1 protein-coding gene is annotated in these 3,304 nt (G+C 71.9%); it reads left to right on the top strand.

Annotation, left to right across the window (positions count from 1 at the left end; genetic code table 11):
• On the top strand, positions 1-3,304 hold a 3,304-nt coding region (locus JMF90_RS30265), incomplete at both ends, for a condensation domain-containing protein (RefSeq protein ID WP_201325818.1).

Here is a 3,304-nt window from a genome sequence, read left to right as displayed (position 1 = left end):
AGGGCGCAGTCGAGACGGTGCTCGCCGACGTCTGGCAGGCCGTGCTGAAGGCGCCGAAGGTCGGACGCGACGACAATTTCTTCGAACTCGGCGGCGATTCGATCCTCGTGCTGCAGGTGATCGCCCGTGCCCGCAAGCGCGGCGTGCGCTTCACGCCGAAGCAACTGTTCGACGGGCCGACCGTCGCCGAACTCGCGCGCATCGCGAAAACGGACGATACGGCCGTCGCAGCGCAGCCGGCGAGTGCGGTTCCGACCGCGACTGCCACTGCCGCACCGGCCGCCACCCCGATCCTGACGCCCGCACAACAACGCTTCTTCGCGCTCGATATTCCGCACCGCGGCCACTGGAACCAATCAGTGTCGTTCGACGTGCGCGGCGCGTTCGACGCGGACGCATTCGCACGCGCATTCGACGCGTTGCTCACGCATCACGACGCATTCCGCCAGCGCTTCGCACGCGGCGCGGACGGCACGTGGCACGCGAGCGATGCGGCGAAGCCGTACGACGCGCTGCCGTTCGTCGAAGTCGCCGCACGCGACGAAGCCGACGCGCTGGCACGCTTCGACGCGCTGCAACGCCGTCTCGACCTCGGCCGCGGGCCGCTCGCCTGCGCGTGCGCGGCACGGCTGCCGGACGGTTCGACGCGGCTTTATCTCGCGATTCACCATGCGATCGTCGACGGTGTGTCGTGGCGCATCCTGCTCGACGACCTCGACACCGCCTACCGCGCGGCATGCGAACGCACGCCGGTCCGCCTGTCGCAGCCGGGCCTGCGCGCGGACGCCTGGGCTGCACGGCTTGCCCGCGCGGCAACGGAACCGGCGTCGCCGTTCGCAGGTGAAGCTACCTACTGGGCCGGCATGGCGCAGGGCGACGACATCGTGCCCGATCACCCCGACGCAGCGGCGACGAACGCCGATGCCGCCGTCGTCGTGCAGACGATCGACGCGGCATTGACCCGCGCCGCATTGACCGACGCGCACGCGGCCTATCGCACGCAGACGATCGAACTGCTCGGCGCGGCGCTCGCGCTGGCGCTGGCCGGCGCGCGCGGCGCCGCATCGTGCCGGGTCGAACTGGAAGGACACGGCCGCGAAGCGCTGTTCGACGACGCGGAGGCCAGCCGCACGATCGGCTGGCTGACGAGCCATTACCCGGTGACGCTGCCGGTCGCAGCGACGGCCCGCGACACGCTGTGCGCGGTCAAGGACGCGCTGCGCGCGGTGCCGCACAAGGGGCTCGGCTTCGGCGTGCTCGCGCACTATGGCGATACGGCCACGCGTGCGGCGCTGGCTGCCGTGCCGCGTCCGCGCGTCACGTTCAACTATCTCGGCCAGTTCGACGCGCCGCGCGATGCGATGCTCGTCCCGCGTTTCGGCGGCACCGGCGTCGAGCGCGATCCCCAAGGGCCGCTCGGCAACACGCTCGCGATCCATGCGTACCTCGACGCGGACGGCGACGGCGCGCGCACGCTGAAGGTCCACTGGGTCTACGGTGCGCCGCAATTCGAACGCGCGACGATCGACGCGTTCGCCGAACGCTTCGCCACCGCGTTGCGCGAACTCGTCGATGCATGTGCGTCGCGCGTCGCGCATCGCGGCGCCGGCGCGACGCCGGGCGATTTCCCGCTCGCGCAGGCCGCCGGTCTCACGCAGGCCGCGATCGAACGCGCGCCGCTCGACTGGCGCACGATCGACGACGTCTATCCGCTGTCGCCGATGCAGCAGGGCATCCTGTTCCATGCGCTGTTCGCGCCCGGCCACGCGAGCTACGTGAACCAGCTCGTCGCGACCGCCACCGGGCTGGACGCCGACCGGCTCGCGGCCGCGTTCGACGCGTCGGTCGCGCGTCACGACATCCTGCGCACGAGCGTGATGCCAGACGAAGCCGCGCCGCTGCAGTGCGTGCATCGTCACGCACGCATGCCGGTCGAACAGCTCGACTGGCGCACGCGCGGCGACACGCTCGATGCCGATTTCGACGCGTGGCTCGCGGCCGACCGCACGCGCGGTTTCGACTGGCGCGAGCCGCCGCTGATGCGGCTCACGCTGATCCGCGTGACGGACGACGCGTGGCGGGTCGTCTGGACGCGTCACCACGTGCTGCTCGACGGCTGGAGCACCGCGCGCCTGCTCGCGGACGTGCTGCGCGACTACCGCGACCCGGACGCCGTGTCGCCGTTCGCGAGCCGTCCGGCGCTGCGCTATCGCGATTTCATCGCGTGGCTCGGCACGCGCGACCGCGACGCCGACGAGCGCTTCTGGACCGGGCGCCTGGCACGGCTCGACGCACCGACGCTGATCGCGGAACGCACGGCCGACCGCGCGGATGCCGAGATGGTCACGTGGCGCGCGACGCTCGATGCCGACACGACGGCGCGCGTCGCGCAGACCGCCCGCGCGCTGAAGCTGACCGTCAACACGCTGGTGCAGGGCGCCTGGGCGCTCGCACTCCAGCGGATGACGCACCAGCCGGCCGTCGCGTTCGGCGCGACCGTCGCCGGCCGCCCCGACGCGCTCGCGGACGTCGACTCGGTGCTCGGTCTCTTCATCAACACGCTGCCGGTCATCACCGCGCCGGCGCCGCAGCAACGCGCGGCCGACTGGCTGCAAACGCTGCAGCGCGAGAACGCGGCGGCCGTCGAACACGCACACACGCCGCTCGCCGACATCCAGCGCCGGGCGCGCGGGTCGGGCGGCGCACTGTTCGACACGCTGGTCGTGTTCGAGAACTATCCGGTGGACGACACCGCGCGTGACGCCGATCCGCGCGCGCTGGCGTTGAGCGGCGTACGCAGCATCGAAGCGACCGATTTCGCACTGACGCTCGTGATCGAGAGCGGCGCCGAACTGACGATCGACTACGGCTACGACACCGCACGCGTCGACGCGCGTCAGGTCGAAACCTGGCACCGCGCGTTCGCTTGCGCGCTCGATGCGCTGGCCCGCACGCCGGACGCGCTGCTCGGCACGCTGTCGATCGCCGACGACGCGACCCGCGACGCGCTGGTGCGCGCTCAGGACACCGCACGGACCTGGCCGATGGAACAACGGCAGCCGCTGCATCTGCAATTCGCCGACGCGGCACGGGCGACGCCCGACGCGATCGCACTCGAATACGCGGACGCGCACGGCCGCGTGCAGCGTGCAACCTACCGCGAACTCGACGCCGCTACGTCGCGCATCGCGGCCGTGCTGCGCCGGCGCGGCGTGCAGCCCGACACGCCGGTCGCGCTGTGCGTCGAGCGCTCGTTCGACATGGTGATGGCGCTCGTCGGCGTGCTGAAGGCCGGCGCCGCGTA

The organism is Burkholderia sp. E168m23, from assembly GCF_016586125.1.
GTDB lineage: Bacteria > Pseudomonadota > Gammaproteobacteria > Burkholderiales > Burkholderiaceae > Burkholderia > Burkholderia orbicola.
The sequence above is the reverse complement of the archived record's forward strand: the minus strand, read 5'-3'. Positions and strand labels throughout refer to the sequence as shown.